Here is a 26,008-nt window from a genome sequence, read left to right on the forward strand (position 1 = left end):
GATGGTACTGCCCTGTGGTGGGGTGGGAGAGTAGGTCGCTGCCACGGTTTTTTGTGGGGAGGGGGTCGCCTTGTTGGGCGGCCCCCTTCTTTTTTTGTGTGTTTGTGCGTTTGTGCGTTTGTGAAAGAAGTGTTTCCGGAACCCGGTTTTCCCGAACCCGGTGTTGCCAGAACCTGGAGTTCCGGAACCCGCAGTCGTCGGAGAGGGGCGGGTCCCTGTGTTCTTCCCGTGTTCTTCTGTGTTTCCGGCCGGTAGGGGGACGGTGCCCGTTTCGGCCGGTGGGAGAATTCACGTATGACGAAGACGATCCCCGCGGACCTCCTGGCCGCTGCAGAGGAAGCCAAGGGCTTCATGCCCACCGACGAGGGCACGCTCCTCTTCGAGACGGCGGTCCGGTACTCCGCCGTCGGCCCCGTCGTGGAGATCGGGACGTACTGCGGCAAGTCCACGATCTTCCTCGGGGCGGCCGCACGAGCCACGGGCACGAAGGTCCTGACGGTCGACCACCACCGGGGCTCCGAGGAGCACCAGGAGGGCTGGGAGTACCACGACGCCTCGCTCGTGGACGCGCAGACCGGCAGGTTCGACACCCTTCCGCACTTTCGCCGCACGATCACCCGCGCCGGCCTGGACGACGAGGTCATCGCGGTCGTCGGCCGGTCCTCCGAGGTCGCCGCCGTGTGGGGCACCCCGCTCGGGATGGTCTTCATCGACGGCGGGCACAGCGAGGAGGCCGCGCAGAACGACTACGCCGGCTGGGCGCCCCACGTCGCCGAGGGCGGGGCCCTCGTCATCCACGACGTGTTCCCGGACCCCGCCGACGGCGGACGTCCGCCGCACAACATCTACCTCAGGGCGCTGGAGTCCGGAAGGTTCGAGGAGGTGCGCGCCCTCGGGTCGATGCGCGTCCTCGAACGTGTCGCCTGACCGCTCCTCCGCGCCTCCGCACGGGCGCGCACTCCGGGGACACCGCCCGTGCCGCAGCGGTGGCGCGGTTCTCGGAGTGCGCGGAACTGTCGCGGACATGAGAAAGTGAGTCATTCAACAACTGGCCCGAAACACGCTTGGCGTGGGTGAGCCTTCGGTAAGAAGTGACAGCGCCGTAACGGATTCGACCTCGACCTGGTTACGGGCGGGTATCGTTGCGTGGAGGGCGGAGCGATGGTGGCGTTATTCCCCTCATTACCGCTTCAGCCCTGACTCGAACTGAACGATCAGGGGCACTCGCGCGTCAAACACAAGGACGGCACGGTGCCGGACGTGATTTGCCATGGGGGCGGGGAGCTGAGCGAGAGCACACACGGCGAAGGCGGGGCGGATGGACAGCGTCCCGAGAAGCACACGCCGGAAGTAAAAGACACCTCTGCCGAAGAGCTGTCCAGCAAGAACATTTCTGAGGGTGGCGCGCCCGCCGCACAGGGTGGGGAGTCCCCGTCCTCCGACGACGACGCCGTCGAGGAGCAGGGCGGAACGGGCGAGCCGCCGGAGCCGGAGTTCATCAGCCCGATCACCTTCAAGACCAGCGGCACGTTCCTCCGGGAGCGGGTCGCGCAGACCCTCGCCGAACAGGGTTACGACGACCCCGACCCGACGGAGGGGTCCTCGCCCGCCGTGGCGGACGCAGAGGGCTCCGACCGTGGCCCGTCGTCCCCGGGTGGGGACACCCCGCGCGCGGACGGCGCCTCGGGCGCGGACGCGCCGGGGACGGATGACGCGGTCGACGCCGGGGAGGCCCCCACTCCCGAGGACGTTCGCACCGTGTCCGCCGAGGCTGCGCGGGAAGACGCGGAGGAGGGGCCCACCCCGAGGACCGAGGCCTTCCCCGTTCCGCAGGCCGCCGGCGGCGAGGAGTCCGCCGACGCGGTGGTCGTCGCCGGGGACCCCGGCCCCCGGGCTTCGTGGGCCGCCGACCAGGCGTCCGCCGCGGAGTCCGCGCCCCTGTACGGGGACGAGCTCCCGGCGCCCGGAGCCGTCGCCCCGGACAAGGCCGAGGCGGAGAGGATCGACGAGTCCTCCGCCGCCGAGACCGCGGCGCTCTGGCCCGCGCCGCGCCGCCTCTCGGCCTACGTGACCGAGGAGTCCGGCGCGCACGAGTCCTCCGCCGCGGAGGGCGTCGGCGCCGCGGGTGCCGCCGCGGCGGCCGGAGCCTCTGCGGGCGCCCCGGGCGAGACGCCCGGGGGACGGTCCGGCGACCAGGGACCCACCGGGGCCCCGGCCGCCCACGGTTCGGGCGGCAAGGGCGGTTCCAACGGCCCCGGGGGCCCCAAGGGCCCCGCAGGGCCCGGCGGTACGGGTCCGGGCGGCCCCAAGGGCCCGGGAGACCCGAAGGCGGCCAAGGGCAAGAAGGCCAAGAAGCCCCTGTGGTGGCGGATCCTCCGGGTCTTCCTCATCGTCACGGGCCTGTTCGTGATCCTCGGCGCCGCCGTGTTCGCCTTCTTCTACGCCACGGTGGAGGTGCCCGACGCGGCCCAGGCCGAAGCCCTCGAACAGGGGTCGACCTTCTACTTCGCCGACGGCGAGACGGAGTTCGCCTACCGGGGCACCGACCGCGAGCCCGTCACCTATGACGAGATGGTGGCCGGCGGCGACCACATCGTGGAGGCCGTCATCTCCGCCGAGGACCGCGGCTTCTGGGAGGAGCCCGGGGTCTCGATCCGGGGGACGACCCGGGCCGTGTGGTCCACCGTCACCGGGCAGCAGGTCCAGGGCGGCTCCACGATCACCCAGCAGATGGTCCGCAACTACTACGAGGGCATCTCCCGGGAACAGACGATCTCCAGGAAGATCCAGGAGATCATCATCTCCATCAAGGTCGACCAGAGCGAGTCCAAGGAGTGGGTGATGGAGCAGTACCTCAACACCATCTACTTCGGACGCAACGCGTACGGCATCCAGGCGGCGGCCCAGGCGTACTACCACAAGGACGTCGACGAGCTCACGCCCGAGGAGGCGGCGTTCCTGGCCGCGGCGATCCAGCAGCCGACGCCGTTCGGCGAGGCCGACGTGGAGACCACCCCCGAGATGGAGCAGCGCTGGCGCTACGTCGTCAACGGTCTGGTCGTCACCGAGGCCATCACCCAGGCCGAGGCCGACGCGATGGAGTTCCCCGCCCCCGAGCCGGAGAAGCCCCTGGAGGGCGCCGACCTCAGCGGGTACCGGGGGTACATGTACGAGGCCGTGATGCGGGAGATGGCCGACCTCGGCTACACCGAGGACCAGATCAACCGCCAGGGCTACTCCATCGTCACGACCTTCGACGAGGAGCTGATGGAAGCCGCCTACGAGACGGTCGAGGCGTCGATCCCCCCGGAGGCCCTTCCCGAGGGCGTCAACGTCGGGCTGACCACGATCGACCCGGCCACGGGCGGGGTCCTGGCCTTCTACGGCGGACACGACTACTACGAGAACCAGTACGACAGCGCGCTCCTGGGCGGGGCGCAGGCCGGATCGGCCTTCAAGCCCTACGTGCTGGCCACCGCGCTGGAGGAGGGGTACAGCCTCCGCAGCATCGTGAACGGCAGCGGACCGCGCAGCATCGCCGGCTCCACGATCCAGAACGCCGGCAACGCGCCGGGCGGCCCCATGGACCTGGTCCAGGCCACCCGGGTCTCCAACAACCTCGGCTACGTCGAGCTCACGATGGAGACCGGCTACGAGAACGTCCGGGACACCGCCTACGCGGCGGGCCTCCCCGACGGGAGCATCCTCGACAACCAGCTCGTGCCCACCATGGCCCTGGGCGTCTCCACGGTCCGCCCGGTCGACCAGGCCAGCGGGTACGCGACCTTCGCCAACGGCGGGGAGCACGTCGAGGCGCACGTGGTCAAGGAGATCATCGACACCGAGGGCGAGGATCTGCGCCCCGAGGTCGAGAGCACCCGGGCGCTGGAGGAGTCCACCGCGGCCGACGTCACCCATGCGCTCCGGCAGGTGATCGAGGGGGGCACGGGTTCGTCCGCCAACTTCTACACGCACCCGGCGGCGGGCAAGACCGGTACCACCGACAACAGCGTCGCGGCCTGGTTCGTCGGGTACACGTCGCAGCTGTCCACGGCCGTGGGCGTCTACAACCAGAACAACCAGAGCTTCAGCATCCCCGGGTACGACATCTCCGGCGGCGGTGTGGCCGCGCCCATCTGGCGCGACTACATGCGCAGGGCGATGGAGGGGCGCGAGGTGGTCCAGTTCCCGGAGCCGGCCTTCGCCGGGTCCACGCAGTACTGGGCTCCGGACCCGTCCACCCAGGAGCCGGAAACTCCTCCGCAGGGCGAGGAGCAGCCGGAGCAGCCCGCCGATCCCGAGGTGCCGACGGACCCGGTCGAGCCGGGGATCCCGGAGCAGCCCGAGGTGCCGACGGACCCGGAGCAGCCGGGGATCCCGGAGCAGCCGGACCCGGGCGGAGGGGGCGAGGTCCCGCCGCCGGGCGGGGGCGAGGAGACGCGCCGGTCCGAGGAGTGGGGCGTCCCCTAGCGGACCGGGCCCGGGCGCCCGCGGGGTTCCGGAGGCGTCGCAGGAGGGTTCGCGAGGAACGGGCCGACCCGCCGCAGGCGCCGGGGGATCCCGCGCCGACGGGCGCCCGCGGCGCCTCCACGACACGAGGGCCGAAGCGGAGCGGAGGCCCGCGACGGGCAAGGCCCCGGCGGTATCCACCGCCGGGGCCTCTCCGTGCCGCCCTCCCCGTCCGTACGCGGGCGGGGCGCGTCCCTCCGCTACCGGACCGCGGGCTCCTCGTCCCAGGTGTGCAGGAACACCCGGGACCCCGGCGTGGTCCCGGTGAGGGCGTCCACCGCCAGGATCACGGCGGCCGACGTCCACGTGCTGCGCTCCACGGGCCAGCGCACCTGTTCGGCGAACTGGTAGCCGGTCCAGTAGACCCCGTCGTCGGGGTCGCGCAGGTGCTGCACGTCCCGCATGACGCGGACGCCCCCCTCGACGTCCCCCACGGCGGCCAGGGTGAGCACCAGCTCCGACGACTCGGCCGCGGTCACCCACGGCTGGTCGCTCACGCAGCGCACCCCCAGCCCCGGCATGACGAAGGTGTCCCAGCGCTCCCCGATGCGCTCCTTGGCGGCGGCGCCGCGGACGGCCCCGCCCAGGACGGGGTAGAACCAGTCCATGGAGAACCTGCTGCGGTCGGAGAACAGGTCCTCCCGCTCGTTGATCAGCGTCGCCAGCCGGTCGGCCGCGGCCGACCACTCGGGCCGGTCGCGGCCCAGCCGCGCGCCCAGGGCGGCGCCGCACCGGAGGGCGTGGTGGACGCTCGCGCACACCGTCAGCAGGGCGTGGTCGCCCGGGGAACCGTCCTCCGAGCGCGCCCAGAGGATCTCGCCGTGCTCGCCGCGCAGCCCGAGGACGAACTCCAGGCCGCTCTCGACCACGGGCCAGGTCCGTTCGGCGAACTCGGTGTCGCCGGTGACGAGCAGGTGGTGGAACAGGCCCACCGCGGGGTAGGCGGCGTGGTTGGCCTCGCGCAGCTCCGTGACCGGCACCCCCTGCCGGAACTTGGCGGGCCAGCCGCCCTCCGGGTGGCGGGTCCGCTCCAGCCACAGGTAGGCGCGTCTGGCGGCCTCGCCGTGCTCGGGCACGCTCAGCCCGGTGACGGTCAGCGCCATGGCGCACTCGACGTGGTCCCACACGTCGGTGTGGCCCCCGGGAAACCAGGGGATCGCGCCGTCCTCCTCCTGGCTCCGCGCCAGGTAGTGGGCGGAGCGGTGCAGTTGCTCGGCGCTGAGCACGCCGGGCAGGCGCAGGGTCCCTTCCGGGGCGGGTGCGGTGGCGGGCGGGGCGGCCATCAGGCGGCGTGCGGCTTGCGCACGTACACGACCACGCTCTTGCCGATGACCGGGTTGAGGAGGCGTTCGGCGATCCGGGTCGCCTTCGGGGCCCGGAGCATGTCCCACACCAGCATGTCGTGGTAGGCCTTGGCGAGGGGGTGGTCGTCGTTGTCCGTGCCCACCGCGCACTTGATCCACCAGTACGGTGAGTGCAGGGCGTGCGCGTGGTGGTGCGGGCCGATCTCGAACCCGGTGGCCTTGAGCTTGGCCTCCAGTTCGGCGCGCGTGTAGATGCGGATGTGCCCGCCCTCGTTGGTGTGGTACTGCTCCGAGAGGGCCCAGCAGAGGCGTTCGGGCAGGAAGCTCGGAACCGTCACCGCGGCGATCCCGCCCGGTCTCAGCACCCGGAACAGCTCCTTCATCCCGGCGGTGTCGTGCGGGATGTGCTCGAAGATCTCGGCCGCGATCACCCGGTCGAAGCTGTCGTCGTCGAAGGGCATGTCGAGGGCGTCGCCCTTGACGGTCTCGGCCCCGGCCTCCTCGGGGGCCTCCCCCTCGTGGCGCATCGCCGCGAACATCGTCTCGACCTCGGCGAGGTCGCCGACGTTCTGGTCGAAGGCCACGACGTCGGCCCCGCGGCGGTAGGCCTCGAAGGCGTGCCGGCCGCCGCCGCAGCCGAGGTCGAGAACGCGGTCGCCCGGTCCGACGGGGAACAGGTTGAAGTCGACGGTGATCAGTGGAGGCTCCCTAGATGGTGCGGACGCGGGTGGTGGTGCGCGCGGCCCGCCGGGTCAGGCGCCGTTCGCGCGGGCCCGCGCGGGCGCGGGACGGGTGTCGTCGGCGGGGCGGCCGCCCCTGACGAGGTCGATGGTGGAGGCGTACCTCCGCGCGGTCAGCTCGGCGACCGCGCGCCAGGTGAAGCGCTCCTGGACGCGCTGCCAGGCGGCGGCGCCCATGCGCCCGCGCTCGGCGTCGTCGTCGAGCAGGGCGGCGATCGCGTCCGCCAGGACCTCCGGGTCTCCCGGGGGGACGAGCCGTCCGGCGTCGCCGTCGGTCCCCACGACCTCGGGCAGCGCTCCGGCGTGGCTGGCGACCAGGGGGGTGCCGCAGGCCATGGCCTCCACAGCGGGCAGGGAGAAGCCCTCGTAGAAGGACGGGACGACGGCGACCTGGGCGCTCGCGATCAGCTCGGCCAGCTCCGTGTCGTCGATGCCGCTGACGAACTCGACGCGGTCGCGCAGGCTCAGCTCGTCCACCAGCTGGTCGGTGGGGCCGCCCGGCCGGGGCCTGCTGACGACGGTCAGGGAGACGTCGCGCTCGGTGGCGAGCTTGGCCGCGGCGCGCAGGAGGACCGCCACGCCCTTGAGCGGGCTGTCGGCGCTGGCCGTGCACACGATGCGGCCGGGGACGCGCTCCAGCTCGGGGCGCGGGTGGAAGTAGCGGGTGTCCACGCCGAGGGGGGTGACCTCCATGGCCGCGGGGTCGACCCCGAACTCCCTGGCGATGTCCTCCGCCGAGGACCGGGAGGGGACGAGGATGGGGTCGAGTCTGCGGGCGACCCGGGCCTGCATCCCCACGAACCCGTACCAGCGGCGCTTGGAGAGCTTCTGGAGGCCCTTGGCCTCCTCCAGCTCGATCCGGCGGTCCACGCTGATGGGGTGGTGGATGGTGGTGACCAGGGGGAGGCCGGCGGACTTGATGCCGAGCAGGCCCCAGCCCAGAGTCTGGTTGTCGTGGACGACGTCGAACTCGTCCAGGCGCCGGCGCAGTTCGCGGTTGGCGCGCAGGGAGTACGTGAGGGGTTCGGGGAACCCGGCGGTCCACATGGTGAGGACCTCCAGGACGTCGATCCAGTCGCGCCATTCGCGCACGGGCGGGGCGACGAACGGGTTGGCGTCGTTGTAGAGGTCCAGGGAGGGGACCTTCTCCAGGGCGACGCCCTCGTCCAGGACCGGGTAGGGCTGGCCGGAGAAGACGGTGACCTCGTGGCCCAGGGCGGCCAGCTCCCGCGACAGGTGGCGGACGTACACGCCCTGTCCCCCCACGTGCTGCTTGCTGCGGTAGGACAGCAGGGCGACGCGGAGGGGGCGCTCGGCGGACGGCCGTGGGCCCGGTCCCGTGTTGTTGCCCGGCTGGGTCAAGAGTCCACCTCTTCGTTGGGTCGCTGGCCCGCTCGCCGCTGTGTGCCGCCGGTGCGTGGGCGGGGTGGTCGCCGTCGCGGACGCGCGTGTTCGCCGGTGACGGGCATGAGCGCCCCATATGTTACTCGGCAGTTGGGTCGACGGCGGCGTCGGGCCGGTTGGTAAGGGATCCTATGCCGGGCGCGGTGCCGGGGCGACGGCGACCCAGCGTGGCAGGCCGTCCTTCTCGGAACGTCGGGCGAGACCGCGTGTTTCGAGGAGTCGCAGGTGGGCCGCGGTCTCGGCGGCGGCCATGTGGCGTGCCTGGACGCGCATGCCGGCCCAGGGCCGCTTCCACGCGAGGCGGGAGGTGACCTCCCACAGCGTGGCGGGCCCCTCGGAGAGGAGCGCGGACATCTCGTCCAGGCGCTGTTCGTGGTGGGCGGTGATCTCCGCCGAGCGCGCGGTGAGCCCGGTGAAACGGCTCTCGTGTGAGGGAAGGCACACCAGTCGGTCGGCGTCGGGGAGCCGCCCCACGCGCGCCTGGGAGTCGAGGAAGGCGCCGAGGGGGTCGCCCGTGTCGGACAGGAGGGGGAACCGGCCCACGTGCGGGGTGATGTGGGGCAGGACGTGGTCCCCCGTGAACAGCCTGCCGCCGTCGGCCAGGTGCAGGCACAGGTGCCCGGGGGTGTGGCCGGGGGTCCACACCGCGCGCAGGTCGCGTCCGGGGAGGTCGACGGCGGCGCCGTCCTCCAGGGCGAGGTCGGGCACGGCGGGGGGCGTGAACGGCCGCGGGCCGTCGAGGAGGGCCCGGACGTCCTCGTCGGGGAAGCCCGAGCGGCGCAGCTGGTCGGCGATCGAGGCGCGGCGGGTCCGGGCGGGGACGGAGCCCAGGTGCTCGGTCACGGCGATGTCGGCCGGGTGCATGGCGATCCAGGCGCCGGAGGCCTCGCGAAGGCGGCCGGCCAGGCCGGCGTGGTCGGGGTGGAAGTGGGTGAGGACCGCTCCCCGCACCTGCTCCACCGCGTGCCCGGTCCGCGCGAGGCCCCGGACGAGGGCCTCCCACGACTCGTCGTGGTCCCAGCCGGTGTCGACGAGGACGGGGCCGTCCGAGCCGGTCAGGACGTAGACGTAGGTGAAGCCGAGGGGGTTGCCGGGGATGGGCACCGGAAGGCTCCACACCCCGTCCCCGAGGTCCTCGACGGGGGGTGCGTCGGGCATGGGGGAGACCTCTCACTAGAAACCGAATCCGGTTCGATTCTAGGATGTGGTCGTTCCGGGGGTGCGGCCGGAGGGGGCTGTGCGGGGCATAGGGGGCGGGGGTCAAGCGAGCCCCCTAAATAGAACATATTCTATAAAGCTTGGGCGGGGTATCCGAAAAGCCCGGCGTCCTCTTCGTATTGCTACTGCTACGTCGTGCGATGAGGTGTGGATCATGGGCGTGAAGAACTGCGCGGGAGGGAAACCGTTGGATAACGTGTTCTCGTACGGCCGGGGTTCACAGGAGCCTCGGCCGAGTCCTGGCCCTCAGCGCCGTGGCGAGCGGGCAGCGCGCGGACTGACGACGAATGGGAGAGATCCTGTGGCGGTGCAGGCGCCGAGCGGAACCATGTCGCGAAGTCAGACCCAGCGCCGAAAGCGCATCGTGCAGACGGCGGCCGCGCTCGCCGTGCGCGGTGGCGTCGAGGCCATGCAGATGCGGTCGGTCGCCGAGCGGGCCGGGGTCGCCCTCGGCACCCTGTACAGGTACTTCCCCTCCAAGATGGACCTCGTGGTCGCCGTGGTCACCGAGGAGCTCGACCTGCTGGAGGGCGGGATCGTCCGCCGGCCGCCCACGGCCGACTCCCCGGCCGAGCGCGCCGTCGACGTCCTGCTGCGCGCCACCCGAGGGCTGATGCGCGAGCCCGAGCTCGCCGACGCGCTCATCCGCTCGCTCATCATGGCCGAGGTCAAGATCGAGCTGGACGTGCGCATCTCCGACCTGGTGTGGCGGGTGGCCACCGGCAACCTGGAGGGCGCCGACACCGCCTCGCCGGAGGAGGCCCCCGCCGCGGGGGTCGACCGGACCGGCGCCGGGTACGTCCTGGTCGGCTCGCTCACCAGCGTGTGGATCTTCGAGCTGGTCGAGGTCCTCAAGGGGCGGCGCGACGTCGACGAGGTCGAACGGCGGCTGCGGACCGCGGCCGAGCACCTCCTCATCGCCTTCTGACACCCGCGTCCGCGTCCGGCCACGACAGCCGCGCGGCAGGGCGGGGCGCCCCGGCGTCAGCCACCGCCGAAGAGCAGCCCCAGCAGCCCGTCGAACAGACCACCGCCACCGCCCCCGTCGTCGGACCCGTCCTCCTCGGACGGGTCGCCGGGGGCGTCGTCGTCCCCGGAGCCGTCCCCGTCCGAGCCGTCGGGGTCCTCGTCCGGTCCGGCGTCGGCCGGCGGGCTCTGCTCCCCGGCGGGCGGCGCGGGCGCGGCGTCCCCGCCCGACGCGCCCTCCCCGGTGGCCTCCGCCCCGGGAACGCCGTCCCCGGTTTTCTCCGGGTCCTCGGGGGAGGCGGGGGCGGTCGGCCCGGAGGCCGGGACGGTGGGCCCGGCCTCGGGTTTGGCGTCGGAGGCGGTCGAGGCGGTCTCCACGTCCGAGGCGCCGGGACCGCGCTCGGCTTCCGCGGGGGCCGTGCCGATCACCGTGGAGGGGCCGCCCACGGCGCTCGCCCACGCCCACAGGGAGACCGCCACCACGACCGTGGCCAGGCCGGAGACGGCGGGCAGCGACCAGCGGCGGTGGTCGGCCCGGCGGCGCCGCGCCCCCTCGTCGTCCTGTTCCGGGCGCGGCCCGGGGAGCGGGGTGGCCGCCTCCTCGTGCGCCGGGTGGTCCGCGGTGGTCAGGCGGTCTCCGGGCAGGGCCCGGGGGAGGGGGTCGGGGCCCGGCTCGAAGACCTCCGCGGTCTCTCCGGGCTCTCCCGGCACGCGGGACCGGTGCAGGGGGTAGCCCTCTCCGGTGAGCGGGTGCATCTGGGCGGCGATCCGGTCGCGGGCGCCGGACGACCCGGGGTCGAGGCAGGTGAGGAGCACCCGCTCGCGAAGGCCGGGCGGCGGGCCGGGAGGGCGCAGCAGCGCGAGGGCGGAGGAGACCTCGTGGACCTGGGCGCGCCACGCCGCGGAGCCGGGGGAGCCGAGCCCCCCGGGAGGGTCGGGCGGGGCTTCCTCGGGCGGGGCTTCCCCGGCCGGAGCCCCCTCGGGCGGGGCCCCGCCCCGGTCCGTGGGCACGGGTCCCGCCGCGGCCGTGCGGGCGGAGCCGCCGGAGGCCTCCGACAGGCACTCGGCCGCGCGGCGGATCGCGGAGCGGGACAGCTCACCGCAGATCGAGGGGTCCAGGCCCAGGACGCGGGCGGTCGCCGAGGTGGGCAGTGCGTGCCGCAGGTTCAGTTCGACCAGTTCGCGGTGGCTGGCGGGCAGCCCGGCGAACATGCGGGCGACCGGGGCCTCGGCGGGCACCGTGGCCAGGCCGGTGTAGGGGCTGACGTGGGCCAGGCCGCGCCGCTGGCAGGCGGAGCGGACCAGGGCGTACAGCCAGGGGCCCCGGTCGGCGGGGTCGGAACGGCGCGCGTCGAGGACGACGCCCGCCACCAGCCCGTCGTGCACGGCGTCGGAGACCTGTTCCGCGTCGTCGCCCAGGAGGGTCCAGGCGTACCGGTACAGGGGTGGGGCGAAGGCGTCGTAGAGCGCCTCGATCGCCGTCCGGGCTGGTTCGCCTGTTTCGCCATCTCTGGTCACGATTCTCCCCCCTCAACCGTGACGGTAGCGAGGGGAGGGGTGCGGCGTGGAGAAAACAGTCAGCTGTGTCCCGAAGGTAAGAGTTCTGTTACCCGAATTCTCGTGGCCGGCCGGGAGCGGCCGCGGGGGCGGCCCGTGCCCGGCCGGCCGGAGAGGGGAGGGGGCCGTGCTACTCGCCGCCCCGGGAGGGCGAGCCGATCGCGACCATGCGCTCGACGGAGCGCCGTGCGCGCTCGGCCGTGCCGGGGTCGACGGTGATCTCTGTGGTGCCGTGGCGGAGGGAGCCGAGCAGCTTGTCGGCGTCGATCATCTTCATGTAGTGGCACTCGGCGCGGGAGTTGACCGCCTCGAACTCGGTGTTCGGGTTGGCCCCGCGCAGCTGGTGCAGCATGCCGGTCTCGGTCGCGATCAGCACCTTCTTGGCGGTGGTGTTCTCGGCCGCGGTCAGCATGCCGCCGGTGGAGAGGACCTTCACGCGCTCCTGGGGGACGGCGCCGCTGCCCACGAGGTAGAGGGCGGAGGTGGCGCAGCCGCACTCGGGGTGGACGTACACCTCGGCGTCGGGTTCGGCGGCGACCCGCTCGCGCAGGGTGTGGCCGTCGATCCCGGCGTGCACGTGGCACTCGCCCATCCAGATGTGGATGTTCTCGCGACCGGTGACCCTCTTGACGTGGGCGCCGAGGAACTGGTCCGGGAGGAACAGGATCTCGCGGTCCTCCGGGATGGACCGGATGACGTCGGCGGCGTTGGAGGACGTGCAGCAGATGTCCGTCTCGGCCTTGACCGCCGCGGTGGTGTTGACGTACGCGACGACGACCGCGCCCGGGTGCTCGGCCTTCCAGGCGCGCACGTCCGCGGCGGTGATGGTGTCGGCGAGCGAGCAACCCGCGGCGGGGTCCGGGAGGAGGACGGTCTTCTCCGGGGCGAGGATCTTCGCGGTCTCGGCCATGAAGTGCACGCCGCAGAAGACGATGGTCCCGGCGTCCACGGTGGCGGCCAGGCGGGACAGCGCGAGGGAGTCACCGGTGTAGTGCGCCACGTCCTGGATTTCCGGGCGCTGGTAGTTGTGCGCGAGGATGACAGCGTCGCGCTCCTCTGCCAGGCGGCGGACCTCGGCGGCCCATTCCTGCCTGGTCATGGTGTCCGCCGTGGCGGTGACCGGTGCCATGTCCAACTACTTCCTTGGGGCTGTGGGCACGTCGTACGGACTCCGTGCCGTGAGAGGTCGGTGCGGATGAACAGGTTTTCGTCTGTCAGGCACAAACCTGGTGCAGCTTAACATGACGAGGAACGGAAGGGACAGGGTGGATATCCCGGAAGCAAACGGACAGGTCAGGGCCTCCGTCTGCGGCGAGGCGGACCACGCGGTGCTGTCGGCGCACGAGGCGCTCGCCGTCGTCCTCCAGATCCGCGCGGGAGAACTGTGCGTCCTCCTGTGGCGCAGGGCCCTTCCCCCGTGCGAGGGGGAGTGGGCCCTCCCCGGCGGGCGGCTCGGGGCGGGGGAGAGCCTCGGCGCCTCCATCCGGCGCCAGCTCGCCCAGAAGGTGGACGTGCGCGACCTCTCCCACCTGGAGCAGTTGGAGACGCGCAGCGACCCCGACCGCCACCCCCAGCGCCGCACCCTGGCCACGGCCTACCTCGGGCTCGTGCCCGCGAACATCGACCCGGTCGTGCCGGCCGACACCGGCTGGCACCCCGCCGCGCTCCTGCCCCCCATGGCCTTCGACCACGCGTCCATCGTCCGCTCCGGCCACCACCGGCTGCGCGCCAAGCTCAGCTACACCAATGTCGGGTTCGCGCTCGCCCCGCCCGAGTTCACGATGTCGGAGCTGTCGGGCTACTACCGGGCGGCCCTCGGGCACGACGTGGCGGCCACCAACCTGCGCCGTGTCCTGCTGCGGCGCGGGCAGATCGAGGAGACCGGCCGCTCCGTGCCCTCCGGGCGCTCGGGCGGGCGGCCCGCGGCCCTCTTCCGCTTCCGCGCACGGGGACTGGAGATCACCGACGCGTTCGCCGTGCTCCGCCCGCCCGGCTGACCGGGGCCCGGGGGCGGCCACGGGGCTCCGTCCGCCCCCGGAACGGTACAGGGGTGCTTGTAGACTCCCTGACCGTGACAATTCGTACCGTGGTGTTCGACGTCGGAGAGACGCTCGTCGACGAGACGCGCATCTTCGCGCGCTGGGCCGACCGCTTCGGCATCCCGCACATGGCGTTCTTCGGCACCATCGGCGGTGTCATCGCCTCGGGCGGGACCCTCACCGAGGGCTTCCGGCTCCTCGTGCCCGGGTTCGACCTGGCACGGGAGAGCGCCCGGTGGCGGGCGGAGGACCCCGGCGGCGAGCGCGAGCACTTCGGCGCGCGCGACCTCTACCCCGACGTGCGCCCCGCCTTCGCGACCATGCGCGACGCCGGGCTGTCCCTGGTCGTCGCCGGCAACCAGCCGCCCGAGGCCGGACCAGCCCTGGCCGCCATGGACCTGGGCGTGGACGGCATCGGCATCTCCGACGACTGGGGCGTCGCCAAGCCCGCTCCCGAGTTCTTCGACCGGGTCGTGGAGCTCGCCGACCGGAGCCGCCCCGGGATCACGCCCGGAGAGATCCTCTACGTCGGGGACCGCGTCGACAACGACGTCGTCCCCGCGCTCAAGGCCGGGATGCGCGCGGTCCTGCTCCGCCGCGGCATCTACGGCTACCGCCACTCGGCCATGGACGACGCGGCCCGGGCCGACGCCGTCCTGGACGACCTGTACCAGCTCGCCGCGTGGATCGCCGCCCAGGACTGAGCGACCGCCACCGCGGAACCGGCCCACGGGCCGGGCCCACGAACGGGCCCGGCCCGTTCGCGTGTCCGGGCCCGGAAGGCGCCCCGGGCCCCGGCCGCGGCCGGGACGGCGACGCCCCGCCCCACTGCCGACGCCACCCGCCGCGAAGGACACGAGGTCCCGGTCGGGTCACGGCCGAGACCATACCGTTTGATCCACCTGCACACGGGTAACGTGCGGACGGCCTGCTCACCGCCGTCTCACCACCACCCCGGTCCCCGAACGGAGACAGCCCGGCCGATGATCACATTCGAGGGCGCTGCCAAGCTCTACCCCGACGGCACGGTCGCCGTCGACGACCTGGACCTCACCGTGGAGACCGGACAGACCACGGTCTTCGTCGGTCCCTCCGGCAGCGGCAAGACCACGTCGCTGCGGATGATCAACCGGATGGTCGAGCCCACCGGGGGCGCCGTCCTCATCGACGGCGACGACATCCGCGGCCGCGACCCCGCCGAACTGCGCAGATCCATCGGCTACGTCATCCAGCAGGCCGGGCTCTTCCCGCACCGCACCGTCCGCGACAACATCGCGACCGTGCCGCTGCTGCTCGGCTGGAACAGGTCCCGGGCCCGGGCCAGGGCCGACGAGCTCATGGAACTGGTCGGACTCGAACCCTCCCAGGCCGGGCGCTACCCGCACCAGCTCTCCGGGGGCCAGCAGCAGCGCGTCGGCGTGGCCCGCGCGCTGGCCGCGGACCCGCCCATCCTGCTGATGGACGAGCCCTTCAGCGCCGTCGACCCCGTCGTGCGCGCCAGCCTCCAGGACGAGCTGCTGCGGCTCCAGGCCGACCTGCACAAGACGATCGTGTTCGTCACCCACGACATCGACGAGGCGGTCCGCCTGGGCGACCGCATCGCCGTCTTCCGGCCCGGCGGCCGGCTCGCCCAGTACGACACCCCCGAGGAGCTGCTGGCCTCCCCCCGCGACGCGTTCGTGGAGTCCTTCGTCGGCTACGACCGGGGCGTGCGGCGGCTGTCGTTCTTCCCCGCCCGCGACCTGTCGCTGCGCGAGGACGTCGTGTTCGGCGACGGCACCCCGGCGACCGAGGCGGCCGCCGTCGCACGCGGCAAGGGCGAGCCCTGGGTGCTGGTCGTCGACGGCGACCGCATGCCGCTGGGATGGGCCGCGGCGGACCGGCTCGACCGCGCCCCCGCCGGGGCGGTCCTCGGCGCGCTCGACCTCGCCCCCTACGGCCACACGTTCGACGTCGGCGCGGACTCCCTGCGCGCCGCCCTCGACGCCGCCGTGCTCTCCCCGGCCGGGCGCGCCGTCGGCGTGGACTCCGACGGGCGGGTGGCCGGCGTGGTCACCCAGGCCGACCTGGGCACCGCACTCTGGTCGGTGGCCGAGTGATCGGCGCGGCCTGGGAGTGGGCGGCCGGCGTCCTCGACTGGGGCGTGGCGAACTGGAGCTACCCGGGTGAGCCGGACCGGGGCATCCTGCCCCGCCTGACCGAGCACATGCGGCTGGCCTACCTGTCCATCCTCATCGGACTCGCGGTGGCCGTGCCTCTGGGCCTGGCGTGCGTGCGCTGGAAGCCCCTGTACCCGCCGGTGCTGACCGGCGTCAACGTGCTCTACGCGGTGCCGTCGATCGCCCTGTTCTTCCTGATGCTGCCCTACACCGGGTTCAGCGACTGGACGGCCGTCGTGCCGCTCGCCCTGTACACGCTGGTGATCCTGCTGCCCAACGTGGTGGACGGGCTCCGCCAGGTGCCGGAGCACGTGCGCCAGGCCGCCGTGGCGATGGGCTTCGGCCCGCTGCGCCGCCTGGTGTTCGTGGAGATGCCGGTGGCGGTGCCGGTGGTCATCGCCGGCCTCCGGGTGGCCTCGGTCGCCACCATCAGCATGGTCAGCGTCGCCTCCCTGGTCGGCTTGGGAGGGCTGGGCCAGCTGATCCTCAGCGAGGGGTTCCGCCGCCAGTTCGACGCGCCCATCGTGGTCGGCGTCCTGCTCACCGTCCTCCTGGCCTTCGTCACCGACGCCCTGCTCGTGCTCGCCCAGCGCGGGCTCACCCCCTGGGCCCGCCGGGACGACGGGGGGAGCGGCCGGGGCCGCAGGGCGGTCGCCCGCGCGTCCGCCGGGGCCGCCGCGCGCGCCGGGGCGGGAACCCCGGCCGGGGAAGGCACCACGCCGGGGAAGGGGCGGACATGGACATCCTGAACGAGCTGGTCGCGTGGTTCGCAGATCCGGCCCAGTGGACCGGGAGCGCGGGCATCCCCGCTCGCATGGCCGAACACGTCTACTTCTGCCTGCTCGGCCTGCTGGTCTCCGCCGTCATCGCCGTCCCCCTGGGACTGCTCACCGGGCACACCGGTGTGGGCGGGTTCCTCACCGCGAGCCTCGCCAACTTCGCCCGCGCCCTGCCGACCATCGGCGTCCTGTTCCTCATCGTCCTGGCGGCCGGGATCGGGCTCGTCCCCGTGGTCTGCGCGCTGGTGGCGCTGGCCGTCCCGCCGATCCTGGTCAACACCCACGAGGGGGTGCGCGGGGTGGAGCCCCGCCTGCGCGACGCGGCGTTCGGCATGGGGATGCGCGGCCGCGAGGTGCTGTTCAAGCTCGAACTGCCCGTGGCCACCCCTCTCATCCTCATCGGGATGCGCACCGCGGCGGTCCAGGTGGTCGCCACCGCCACCATCGCCGCGTACGTGGGCGTGGGCGGGCTCGGACGCTACATCGTCGACGGCCAGGCCCGCCAGGACCTGACCATGATGCTGGGGGGTTCCGTGCTGGTGGTGCTGCTCGCGGTGCTCACCACACTCCTGTTCGCCGGGTTGCGGCTGCTGCTCGTCGCACCCGGACTGCGCGCCGAGGCCGCGTCGGCGCGCTAGGCGGTCTCGGGCGCCGCCTGCTGACGCACTACTGAGAGAAGAGAAGGTTCGGACATGGACAAGAGGCTCGCCCTCGTCGGGCTCCCACTCGCAGCGGTGCTCATGACCGCCTGCGGCGGCAGCGACCCCTACGCGGAGGACGGGGAGGGGGGAGGCGGCGCCGCATCCGGCTCCGTCGTGATCGGCTCCGCCGACTTCCCCGAGAGCACCCTGCTCGCCGAGATCTACGGCCGGGCCATGGAGGCGGAGGGGGTGGACGTCACCTACCAGCTCAACATCGGCAGCCGCGAGGTGTACTACTCCCAGATCGAGTCCGGGAACCTGTCGGTGTTCCCGGAGTACAACGGCGCCACCCTGGCCTACCTCGACGGCGAGGCGCCCAGCGGGAACAGCGAGGAGACCAACGCGCTCATCACGGAGGCGCTCCCCGAGGGCCTGGAGATCCTGGACTCCTCCAGCGCGGAGAACAAGGACTCGGTGACGGTCACCGCCGAGATCGCCGAGGAGCACGACCTGAGCACCCTCGCCGACCTGGCCGGCGTCGCCGGCGAGCTGACCCTCGGCGGGCCGCCGGAGTTCGAGACCCGCCAGCAGGGCGTGGTGGGCCTGGCCGACGTCTACGGCATCGAGTTCGGCGAGTTCCGCTCCCTGGAGGTGGCCCTGCTGACCCAGGCCCTCCTGGACGGCGACATCCAGGCCGCGAACCTGTTCACCACCGACCCGCAGATCGCGGTGGAGGACCTCGTGGTCCTGGAGGACCCGGAGAACCTGTTCGGCGCCCAGAACATCACCCCGCTGATCAACGGCGAACAGGTCGACCAGACCGCCAGAGACGCCCTGAACGCGGTCTCGGCGGCGCTCACCACGGAGAGCCTGACCGCGCTCAACGAGCGCGTCGTCGTCCAGAACGAGAACGCCGCCGACGTCGCCCAGGAGTGGCTGGAGGAGGAGGGGCTCGCCTAGCACGGCGGGCGGAAGGGCGCGGTCCCGTCCCCGCCGACGCGGTCCGGCCCTGCGGCGGGGCCGCGAGGGCGGGACCGTCGGGACGGGTCCCGCACGCCGCGCCTGCCGCGCTTCCAACCGGACCGCGGACGCCAGGGCGTGACGGAGGGCGCCGGGACCGGCGCGAGGCCACCGGTCCCGGCGCCCTCCCGCCGTTCCGGAGAGGGGCGGTGCTTCCCCGGGCACGGGCCCGCCGCGCGGGCGGGGCCGGTCCGGTCACCGCGGCCCGCCTTCGCGTGCGGTCGCCGAGGCGGTCCCGCGCGGTCAGTCCGGCGCCGGGCCGGTCGAGTCGCGGACCACCAGGTGCGCCGGGAGGACCACCTGCCGCGGGGGCTCCCCGGCGGCGGCCCGCGAGACCCGGTTCAGCAGCAGCTCCACACCCGCGCGTCCGGCCTCCTCGTGGGGGCCCGCGAGCGTGGTCAGCGCGGGCACGCAGAAGTCCGCGCCGAAGATGTCGTCGTACCCCACGACGCTGCGGTCCCGCGGCACGCGGATCCCGCGCTCGGCCAGGCGGCGCAGCATGCCGATCGCCAACAGGTCGTTGTGGGCGACGAACGCCGTCGCCCCCGACACCAGCGCGGCGTCCGCCGCCGCGGCGCCGCCCGCCACGCGGGGCGAGAAGGGGCCCAGGCGCGTCGCCGCCATGCCGCACCGCCCCGCCGCCGTGCCCAGCCCCCTCCACCGCTCCTTCGCCTGCCACGACTGCTCGGGCCCGCTGAGGTACACCACCGACCGGTGCCCGAGTGAGGCGAGGTGGTCGATGATCTGCCGGCTGCCGCCGCCGTTGTCGACGATCGCACTGGGCAGCCCCTCGACCTGGCGGTTGACCAGGGCCATGTTGTGCTCCCGGGCCAGTTCGACCGTGGTCGCGTCGCTCATCCTGCTGGAGGCGAGGACGAAGCCGTCCACCGAGCGGTCCAGCCGCAGGATCTGCTCGCGCTCGTTGTGCGCGGACTCCTCGGTGTAGCCCAGGATGAAGGTGATCCCCGAGGCGCTGGCCCGGCCCTCGGCGCCCCGTATCGTGCCGAAGAAGTGCGGGTTGGCGATGTCGGGGACCAGGAGCGCGATCGTGGCCGTGCGGCCGGACTGGAGGGCGCTCGCCAACGGGTTGGGCCGGTAGCCCAGGCGCTCGGCGACGTCGAGGACGTGTTCGCGGGTGACCTGGTTGACCCGCCGCGGATCGCTGAAGGCGCGTGACACCGTGGACGCGGCCACGCCCGCCTCCCGTGCCACGTCGTAGACCGTGCTTCTCCTGACCGGGCTCATGGGGACTTTCTACGCCGGGCGGCAACTTTTGGCAATCGCTTGCCACGCGCGACGACCGAAACCTAGAGTTCACAACCACGACGTACGGCCCCCAGGAGCACGTCTCTGAACAGGGCGTATGCAACCCCCCGTTTGTTGAGTGGAGCCCGGGATGACCCATCCCCCCAGTACGTCCGGAGACGGGCCCCCGGGCTCGCGCCCGGCGCCCGTCCGATGGCTGGAGACCGCGGAACTCGCCCTCGGCGCGCTGCTCCTGGCCATGGTCCTCGTCCTGATGCTCGTGCAGGCCGGCCAGCGCTACGTCCCCGGTGAGAGCTGGGTCTGGGTGGGGGAGCTCGCCCGGTTCGGCCTGGTCTGGCTCGCCTTCTCCCTGGTCGGGCACCTCGTCGGCCGCGACGAGCACATCACCCTCAAGCTCGTCGACTTCGTCGCCCGGGGCCGTGCGATGCGCGCCGTGTGGATCTTCGCCAACCTCGTCGTCGCGGCGACGTGCGGCCTGCTCGTCGCGGCCGCGGCCGACCTCGTGTTCGCGGGCGGACCGCAGACCACCCCGGTGATGGGCATCCCGATGGCCTGGACCTACGTGATCCCGATGGCCGGGCTCGCCCTGGCCGCGCTGCGCGCCCTGGCCAACGCGGTCCTCGTCCCGGGGCCGCCCGCGCCGGGCACCCCTCCCCCCGCACCGACCGACCACGAGGAGCCCACCCGATGAGCGCCGGCCTCGTCATCCTGGGGATCGTCGTCCTGCTGGCCCTGCGCGTGCCGATCGCCTTCGCCATCCTCGGGCCGTCCCTGGCGTACATGCTCCTGACCGGCCAGTCCGCCGGCCTGAGCCTGCGCACCGCGACGCAGGAGATCAACAGCTTCCCCCTGCTGGCCATCCCCCTGTTCATCCTGGTGGGCGTCGCCGCCAACCACACCGGCATCGCGGACCGCATCTTCGGCTTCGCCCAGGTCCTGCTGGGGCGCCTCCGGGGAAGCCTGGGCTACGTCAACATCGGTGTCAGCGTCGGCTTCTCGTGGGTGAGCGGTACCGCCCTGGCCGACGTCGCAGGCATGGGCAAGATGCTCGTCCCGGCGATGACCGACCGCGGCTACCCCAAGCGCTTCGCCCTCGGGCTCACCGCCTCCTCCAGCCTGATCAGCCCGATCATGCCGCCCAGCATCCCCGCGATCGTCTACGCCTCCGTCGCCGCGGTCTCCACCGCCGCCCTGTTCGCCGCGGCGGTGGTCCCGGCGTTCCTCGTGGCCGCGGGGCTCGCCCTCGCCGTCCACCTGTGGGCGCGCAAGCAGCCGCACCTGGCCGGCGAGCGGGCGACCGCCGGAGAGGTCCGCACCGCGGTCGTCCGCGTCCTCGGCCCGCTGGGCGCACCCCTCATCCTGCTCGGCGGCATCCTGAGCGGGCTCTTCACCCCCACCGAGGCCGCGGCGGTCGGCGCCGCCTACGTGCTCGCGCTCGGCCTCCTCTACCGCGAGCTGAACCCGCGCACCCTGTGGCGGATCCTGGTGGAGACCGCGACGACCGCCGCGTCGATCGCGATCGTCCTGGCCGCGTCCGGCCTGCTCGGCTGGATCCTGGCCCGCGAACGCGTACCGCAGGACATCGCGTCGTTCCTGCTGGGGCTCACCGACAGCCCGATCGTGTTCCTGGTGCTGGTGAACCTCGTGCTCATCCTCCTCGGCACGGTCCTGGAGCCCGTCGCCGCCCTGATGATCACCGTGCCCGTCCTGCTGCCCATCGCGACGCAGTTCGGGGTCGACCCCGTCCACTTCGGCGTCATCGTCATCGTCAACCTCATGATCGGGCTGCTCACGCCCCCGATCGGAGGCGTCCTCTTCGTGCTCGGCTCGGCCACGCGCAGCCCCATGCACGAGGTGTTCCGCGGCACGGCGCCCTTCCTCGTGCCCCTGCTGCTCATCCTGGCCCTGCTCACCTTCGTGCCGGACCTCGTGCTCTTCCTGCCCCGGTACCTCGGCCTCTGAGCCGCGCCGCCCCGGGGCGCACCCCTCCGCGCCCCCGCGACCCGGGGCGCGGCCCCGACACACCGCCACCACCGCCGCCGTACGGCGGCACGACCCCCAGGGAGCACCGCATGCGCACCCCCCACCGCTGGACCGCCCTGGTCCCCGTCGCCGTCCTCGCCCTCGCGGGCTGCGGCGCCGACGGGGCCGCCGACGGCGAGATCACCCTCTCCTTCGCCAACAGCTACACCGCGGAGCACCCCCACACCCGGTGCGGGATCGACCTGGTCGCCGAGCGCGTCGCGGACGCCGGCGTCGGAGTGACGGTCGAGACCTTTCCCAACAGCCAGCTCGGCAACAACACCGAGACCTTCACCTCGGTGATGTCGGGCGACATCGACATGGACGTCCAGGGCTCCGCCGCGCTCGGCTCGGCGTACGAGCCGATCGGGGTGCTCGACGCGGCCTACGCGTTCGACGACGCCGACCAGATGTTCGACTACTTCGACTCCGAGGAGTCCGACCGGCTGAAGGAGGACTTCGAGGCCGCGACCGGCGCCAGGATCCTCGACGTCTGGTACTTCGGCGACCGGCACTTCACCGCGAACCGGCCCATCCGCACCCCCGGCGACCTCGACGGCCTGCGCATGCGGTTCCCCGACGCCCCGATCTACCTGGCCAACGCCGAGGCGATGGGCGCCACCCCCACCACCGTCGCCTTCGAGGAGGTCTACCTCGCCCTCCAACAGGGGACCGTCGACGGCCAGGAGAACCCGATCCCCACGATCTCCGCCGACAGCTTCGACGAGGTCCAGAGCCACATCAGCCTCACGAGCCACCAGATCGGGTCGCAGCTCATCGTCGTCTCCGGCCAGAGCTGGGAACAGATGGACGAACGCCAGCAGGAGGCGCTCCAGGAGGCGGTCAGCACGGTCCGGGAGGAGAACCGCGCCTGCATCGAGGAGTCGGAGGCCGAGATCCTCGACCGGTGGGCCGCCGACGGCGCCATGGAGGTCGTGGACGACGTCGACGTGGAGGCCTTCCGCACCAGGTCCAGGGACTACTTCGCGGAGAACCTCGACGAGGGGCAGCGGGCCCTGTACGAGTCCTTGCACTCCGGGTCGTAGACGGCCGCGGACCGGACCGAACACGGAAGGACAGGGGGAGACGGACATGCGGCGTTCCATCGCCACGGTGTCGTTGAGCGGCACCCTCGAGGAGAAGCTCCGGGCGGCGGCCGGGGCCGGGTTCGACGGCGTCGAGATCTTCGAGAACGACCTCATAGCGTCGCCGCTGAGGCCCCGGCGGATACGGGCGCTCGCTGCCTCGCTCGGCCTGGGCATCGACCTCTACCAGCCGATGCGCGACATCGAGGGGGTGGACGACGACCGGTTCCGGCGCAATCTGCGCCGTGCCCGGGACAAGTTCGCCCTCATGGTCGAACTCGGCGCGGACACGGTGCTCGTGTGCTCCAACGCCACGGCGGCGGCCCTGGACGACGACGCCCGGGCCGCGGCCCAGCTGAGACGGCTCGCCGAGACGGCGTCGGAGTACGGGGTGCGCGTGGCCTACGAGGCACTGGCCTGGGGGACCCGGGTCGACGACCACGAACACGCCTGGCGCCTCGTCCGGGAGGCGGACCACCCGTCCCTCGGCGTCTGCCTGGACAGCTTCCACATCCTCTCCCGTGACGGCGACCCGTCCGGGATCCGCGACATCCCGGGGGAGAAGATCTTTTTCCTCCAGCTCGCGGACGCGCCGCGCATGGCCATGGACGTGCTCCGGTGGAGCCGCCACTACCGCTGCTTCCCCGGCCAGGGAGGGTTCGACCTCACCTCCTTCACCGGCCACGTGCTGGCCGCGGGCTACACGGGCCCGCTGTCCCTGGAGGTCTTCAACGACGTGTTCAGGGCCTCGGACGCGCGGCGCACGGCCGCGGACGCCCTCCGGTCCCTGGCGCTGCTGGAGGACGGGCTGAGCCGGTCCGCGGGGGAGGAGCCCGCCGCGGCGGAGGGGGAGGGCGCGCGCGGGGCCGTGCGGCTGCGCCGGCTGCCCGACCCGGTCCGCCCGTCCGGGTTCGCGTTCGTGGAGGTGGCGGCCGAGCCGTCGTCGGCGGAGCGCGTGCGCGTGCTGCTCGGCGCGCTCGGCTTCGCCCACACCCGGGACCACCGCTCCAAACCGGTGCAGCTGTGGAGCAACGGCGACGCGCGCGTCCTGCTCAACTCCAGCGACCCCCGGCTCGGGCACACCTGGAGCGGCGACGCCTCCGTGACCGCCCTGGGCGTCTCCGTCCCCGACCCCGCCGGCGCGATGCGCCGTGCGGAGCGGCTCCTGGCCCCGCCCCTGCCGCGCCGCCGCGACCCGGCGGAGTCCGAGCTCAGCGCGGTCGCCGCGCCCGACGGGACCGCTGTCTTCTTCTGCGGGGACGGTCCGGGCGACGGCGAGCCGTGGCTGGAGGACTTCTCGGCCCCGCCCGTCGACGGCTACCGGGAGGGGGGCGGAGCACGGCTGACCGGCATCGACCACGTGGGGCTCCTCCAGCCCTTCGACCACTTCGACGAGGCGTCCCTGTTCTACCGCGCACTGCTCGGCCTGCGCCCGGACACGAGCGTCGAGATGGCCGCCCCCGACGGCCTCGTGCGCAGCCGGGCCCTCACCGACCCGTCGTCCGCCCTGCGCGTCGCCCTGCACGTGTCCGTCCTGGGCGGCGAGCACGCGGACACAGGGGGAGGCGCCCAGCACGTCGCGCTGGGCTGCGACGACGTCTTCGCCGTCGCGCGCTCCCTGCGCGAGGCGGGGGTCGCGCCCCTGGCCATCCCGGACAACTACTACGACGACCTCGCCTGCCGGACCGACCTGCGCCCCGACACCAGGGAGCGCATGCGCGAGGGCGGCATCCTCCACGACAGGTCGGAGGAGGGCGAGTTCCTGCACTTCTACACGCCGACCGTGGACGGGCGGCTGTTCTTCGAGGTGGTCCAGCGCGTCGGCGGCTACCAGGGGTACGGGGCCGCCAACGGCACCGTGCGCATGGCCGCGCAGCGGGCGGAGCGCGACCGGTGAGCGGCGCGCACGGCGCCCCGGGGCGGTCCTTCCTCGCGGGGCTCATCGGCGCGGGGATCGGCCCCTCGCTCACGCCCCCCATGCACGAGAGGGAGGCCGCGAGGCTGGGCCGCCGCCTCGTCTACCGGACGATCGACATCGACAGGCTCGGCATGGAGCCCGGCTCGGTCGGCTACCTGGTGGAGGCGGCGTCCAGGCTCGGCTTCGACGGGCTGAACATCACCCACCCGTGCAAGCGGCTCGTGCTGCCGGCCCTGGACGGGCTCTCCCCCGAGGCGGAGGCCCTGGGGGCCGTCAACACCGTCGTGTTCGGAGCCGGGGGAGCGGTGGGGCACAACACCGACTGGTCCGGGTTCGCGCGGTCGCTCCGGCACGAGCTGCCGGACGCGCCCGGGGACAGGGTCGTGGTGCTGGGGGCCGGCGGCGCGGGAGCGGCCGTGGCCTACGCCCTGCTGGTGTCCGGTGTGCGGGAGCTCGCCGTCGTCGACGTCGACGGGACGAGCGCCGGGGCTCTCGCCGCCCGTCTGGCGGAGCGGTTCCCCGGGGCGGTCTGCCGTCCCGAGGGGACGGACGGGCTCGGAGCCGCCCTGGCCGGGGCCGACGGCCTGGTGCACGCGACCCCCACGGGCATGGCGCACCACCCCGGGATCCCGTTGGACCCCGCTCTGCTGCGCCCGTCCCTGTGGGTCGCCGACGTCGTCTACCGGCCCCTCCGCACCGAGCTGCTGCGCGCGGCGCAGGCGCGCGGATGCCGCACCCTGAGCGGCGGAGGCATGGCCGTCTTCCAGGCCAGTGACGCGTTCGGCCTGATCACAGGGCTGGAACCCTCGCCGGAGCACCTGCGCGCCCACTTCCGGGAGCTCATCGCCCGTGAGTGAGCGCCGTGCCGGGACCGGAGCCCTCTCCGGACCCGGCACGGCCCCCGCGGTCAGTCCAGGGCGTGGTAGCGGCCGGAGCGGCGCACCAGGGCCGGGCCCTCGCCCCGCACACCGGCCAGGCCCACCACGTCGGCGAGGTAGACCACGTGGTCGCCCACCTCCAGGCGCTGCCGCACCGTGCACTCCAGGGCGGCCAGCGCGTCGTCCAGGACGATGGCGCGCGTGTGCCCGCCCCTGTGGTGGGGCTGGTCCGTCACCAGGAGTCTGGCGCTGGGACGCCCCTCGGCCGAGAAGCGGCCCGCCACCACCCGCTGGCCGGCGCCGAGCACGTTCACGGCGAACGCCCCGGCGGCCCCGATGACCTCGGCCATGTAGCCCTCCGCGCCCACGGACACCCACACGATCGGCGGGTCGGCCGACACCGAGCCGAACGCGGTGACGGTCGCGCCCACGTCGTCCCGGCCGTCGGCGACGGTCACCACGGTGACCCCGGCGGGCAGCAGCGCCATGGCGTCCAGGAACGG

At 73.3% G+C, this 26,008-nt stretch carries 22 protein-coding genes; 14 read left to right on the top strand and 8 right to left on the bottom strand.

Going from position 1 to position 26,008, the window contains the following annotated elements; all coding sequences use genetic code 11:
* Positions 1 to 294 precede the first annotated feature (294 nt).
* Positions 295 to 927, top strand: a complete 633-nt coding sequence (locus tag ACIRPH_RS30285) for a class I SAM-dependent methyltransferase (protein WP_402920578.1) — start codon at positions 295 to 297, stop codon at positions 925 to 927.
* A 324-nt stretch (positions 928 to 1,251) separates the two neighbouring features.
* On the top strand, positions 1,252 to 4,470 hold the full coding sequence (locus ACIRPH_RS30290) for a transglycosylase domain-containing protein (protein ID WP_402920581.1): 3,219 nt from the start codon (positions 1,252 to 1,254) through the stop codon (positions 4,468 to 4,470).
* A gap of 239 nt (positions 4,471 to 4,709) precedes the next feature.
* Here the strand turns inward: ACIRPH_RS30290 and ACIRPH_RS30295 are convergent, their stop codons facing one another.
* The 4 genes from ACIRPH_RS30295 to ACIRPH_RS30310 form a co-directional block, all read right to left on the bottom strand.
* A complete protein-coding gene (locus ACIRPH_RS30295) occupies positions 4,710 to 5,792 on the bottom strand; it encodes a prenyltransferase (RefSeq protein WP_402920584.1) in 1,083 nt (360 codons plus the stop codon).
* Positions 5,792 to 6,511, bottom strand: coding sequence for a methyltransferase domain-containing protein (locus ACIRPH_RS30300; protein WP_402920840.1), 720 nt, complete (start codon positions 6,509 to 6,511; stop codon positions 5,792 to 5,794). Before ACIRPH_RS30300 ends, ACIRPH_RS30295 begins: the two co-directional genes overlap by 1 nt.
* A 54-nt stretch (positions 6,512 to 6,565) precedes the next feature.
* On the bottom strand, positions 6,566 to 7,915 hold the full coding sequence (locus tag ACIRPH_RS30305) for a glycosyltransferase family 4 protein (RefSeq protein ID WP_402920587.1): 1,350 nt from the start codon (positions 7,913 to 7,915) through the stop codon (positions 6,566 to 6,568).
* Between the two features lie 171 nt (positions 7,916 to 8,086).
* Positions 8,087 to 9,115 (bottom strand): MBL fold metallo-hydrolase, encoded by a 1,029-nt coding sequence (locus ACIRPH_RS30310; protein WP_402920590.1) that lies wholly within the window; start codon positions 9,113 to 9,115, stop codon positions 8,087 to 8,089.
* A 361-nt stretch (positions 9,116 to 9,476) separates the two neighbouring features.
* Here ACIRPH_RS30310 and ACIRPH_RS30315 point away from each other — a divergent pair, with 361 nt between their 5' ends.
* Positions 9,477 to 10,103, top strand: coding sequence for a TetR family transcriptional regulator (locus tag ACIRPH_RS30315; protein WP_402920593.1), 627 nt, complete (start codon positions 9,477 to 9,479; stop codon positions 10,101 to 10,103).
* Positions 10,104 to 10,159: 56 nt separating this feature from the next.
* Here ACIRPH_RS30315 and ACIRPH_RS30320 read toward each other — a convergent pair whose 3' ends face one another.
* Both ACIRPH_RS30320 and nadA read right to left on the bottom strand, forming a co-directional pair.
* Complete coding sequence (locus ACIRPH_RS30320; protein ID WP_402920596.1) at positions 10,160 to 11,659, bottom strand: sigma-70 family RNA polymerase sigma factor; 1,500 nt, start codon at positions 11,657 to 11,659, stop codon at positions 10,160 to 10,162.
* Between the two features lie 169 nt (positions 11,660 to 11,828).
* Entirely contained in the window at positions 11,829 to 12,827 is a 999-nt protein-coding gene (nadA, locus tag ACIRPH_RS30325) for a quinolinate synthase NadA (RefSeq protein ID WP_402920599.1), read from the bottom strand.
* Positions 12,828 to 12,963: 136 nt separating this feature from the next.
* Here nadA and ACIRPH_RS30330 point away from each other — a divergent pair, with 136 nt between their 5' ends.
* The 6 genes from ACIRPH_RS30330 to ACIRPH_RS30355 all read left to right on the top strand — a co-directional run bounded on the left by ACIRPH_RS30330 (position 12,964) and on the right by ACIRPH_RS30355 (position 18,276).
* Complete coding sequence (locus ACIRPH_RS30330; RefSeq protein ID WP_402920602.1) at positions 12,964 to 13,695, top strand: NUDIX hydrolase; 732 nt, start codon at positions 12,964 to 12,966, stop codon at positions 13,693 to 13,695.
* 74 nt (positions 13,696 to 13,769) lie between these two features.
* Entirely contained in the window at positions 13,770 to 14,441 is a 672-nt protein-coding gene (locus ACIRPH_RS30335) for an HAD family hydrolase (protein ID WP_402920605.1), read from the top strand.
* 279 nt (positions 14,442 to 14,720) lie between these two features.
* Positions 14,721 to 15,836, top strand: a complete 1,116-nt coding sequence (locus ACIRPH_RS30340; RefSeq protein ID WP_402920608.1) for an ABC transporter ATP-binding protein — start codon at positions 14,721 to 14,723, stop codon at positions 15,834 to 15,836.
* A complete protein-coding gene (locus ACIRPH_RS30345; protein WP_402920843.1) occupies positions 15,836 to 16,645 on the top strand; it encodes an ABC transporter permease in 810 nt (269 codons plus the stop codon). Before ACIRPH_RS30340 ends, ACIRPH_RS30345 begins: the two co-directional genes overlap by 1 nt.
* Positions 16,633 to 17,313, top strand: a complete 681-nt coding sequence (locus tag ACIRPH_RS30350) for an ABC transporter permease (RefSeq protein WP_402920610.1) — start codon at positions 16,633 to 16,635, stop codon at positions 17,311 to 17,313. The genes ACIRPH_RS30345 and ACIRPH_RS30350 overlap by 13 nt, the downstream gene beginning before the upstream one ends.
* Positions 17,314 to 17,367: 54 nt before the next feature.
* The gene (locus ACIRPH_RS30355; RefSeq protein ID WP_402920614.1) at positions 17,368 to 18,276 is read left to right on the top strand and encodes an ABC transporter substrate-binding protein; all 909 of its coding nucleotides are present in this window, start codon (positions 17,368 to 17,370) and stop codon (positions 18,274 to 18,276) included.
* Between the two features lie 303 nt (positions 18,277 to 18,579).
* Here the strand turns inward: ACIRPH_RS30355 and ACIRPH_RS30360 are convergent, their stop codons facing one another.
* Positions 18,580 to 19,581 carry a LacI family DNA-binding transcriptional regulator gene (locus ACIRPH_RS30360; protein WP_402920617.1) on the bottom strand — a complete coding sequence of 334 codons (1,002 nt, stop codon included), beginning with the start codon at positions 19,579 to 19,581 and terminating at the stop codon, positions 18,580 to 18,582.
* A 151-nt stretch (positions 19,582 to 19,732) separates the two neighbouring features.
* Here ACIRPH_RS30360 and ACIRPH_RS30365 point away from each other — a divergent pair, with 151 nt between their 5' ends.
* The 5 genes from ACIRPH_RS30365 to ACIRPH_RS30385 all read left to right on the top strand — a co-directional run bounded on the left by ACIRPH_RS30365 (position 19,733) and on the right by ACIRPH_RS30385 (position 25,484).
* Positions 19,733 to 20,293 (top strand): TRAP transporter small permease, encoded by a 561-nt coding sequence (locus tag ACIRPH_RS30365; RefSeq protein WP_402920620.1) that lies wholly within the window; start codon positions 19,733 to 19,735, stop codon positions 20,291 to 20,293.
* Positions 20,290 to 21,564, top strand: a complete 1,275-nt coding sequence (locus ACIRPH_RS30370; protein WP_402920623.1) for a TRAP transporter large permease — start codon at positions 20,290 to 20,292, stop codon at positions 21,562 to 21,564. Before ACIRPH_RS30365 ends, ACIRPH_RS30370 begins: the two co-directional genes overlap by 4 nt.
* A 110-nt stretch (positions 21,565 to 21,674) precedes the next feature.
* A complete protein-coding gene (locus tag ACIRPH_RS30375; RefSeq protein ID WP_402920626.1) occupies positions 21,675 to 22,670 on the top strand; it encodes a DctP family TRAP transporter solute-binding subunit in 996 nt (331 codons plus the stop codon).
* A gap of 46 nt (positions 22,671 to 22,716) precedes the next feature.
* On the top strand, positions 22,717 to 24,606 hold the full coding sequence (locus ACIRPH_RS30380; RefSeq protein WP_402920629.1) for a bifunctional sugar phosphate isomerase/epimerase/4-hydroxyphenylpyruvate dioxygenase family protein: 1,890 nt from the start codon (positions 22,717 to 22,719) through the stop codon (positions 24,604 to 24,606).
* Positions 24,603 to 25,484, top strand: a complete 882-nt coding sequence (locus ACIRPH_RS30385) for a shikimate dehydrogenase (RefSeq protein ID WP_402920631.1) — start codon at positions 24,603 to 24,605, stop codon at positions 25,482 to 25,484. Before ACIRPH_RS30380 ends, ACIRPH_RS30385 begins: the two co-directional genes overlap by 4 nt.
* Before the next feature lie 50 nt (positions 25,485 to 25,534).
* On the opposite strand, the gene ACIRPH_RS30390 is transcribed toward ACIRPH_RS30385, so the two are convergent.
* Positions 25,535 to 25,993, bottom strand: coding sequence for a flavin reductase family protein (locus ACIRPH_RS30390; RefSeq protein ID WP_402920845.1), 459 nt, complete (start codon positions 25,991 to 25,993; stop codon positions 25,535 to 25,537).
* Positions 25,994 to 26,008 lie beyond the last annotated feature (15 nt).

Origin of the sequence: Nocardiopsis sp. NPDC101807, from assembly GCF_044766605.1 — a bacterium.
In the GTDB taxonomy this organism is placed as follows: Bacteria; Actinomycetota; Actinomycetes; order Streptosporangiales; family Streptosporangiaceae; genus Nocardiopsis; species Nocardiopsis tropica.